At 54.1% G+C, this 440-nt stretch carries 1 pseudogene; it reads left to right on the top strand.

Going from position 1 to position 440, the window contains the following annotated elements:
• Positions 1-440: pseudogene (locus ACTHUR_RS21200) on the top strand (apolipoprotein N-acyltransferase); the annotation flags it as partial.

Raw genomic sequence — 440 nt, 5'->3', positions numbered from 1 at the left:
TTATTACCATTTTTGGCTGATGCCTTTGCTGTTTGGCGCGCTGATCCGACTGATTGAACTGCGTCCGCGCTTTGCTGTTTCCACCGCCTATCTGTTTGGGCTGATTGCTTATACGACGCAGTTTTATTGGATACATACCGCGCTGCACGATGTTTCCGGCCTGCCTAATTTATACGCGATTCCGCTGACTTTCCTGCTGCCGGCGTTTCTCGCGCTGTATCCTGCCGCCTGTTTTTGGTTGTGGAAGAAGTTTCATCTGCCGCGTTGGGTTAAGGTCGGCATCGTTTTGCCGATTTTGTGGACGCTGGCGGAATTTGCCCGCGAACGCCTGTTGACCGGCTTCGGCTGGGGTGCGCTCGGCTATTCGCAAATCGTCAAAGAAAGCCCGCTTGCCGGCTTTGCACCTTTGGGCGGTATTCATCTGGTTACGCTTGCGACGG

The organism is Neisseria sp. P0021.S007 (assembly GCF_051956855.1).
The sequence above is the reverse complement of the archived record's forward strand: the minus strand, read 5'-3'. Positions and strand labels throughout refer to the sequence as shown.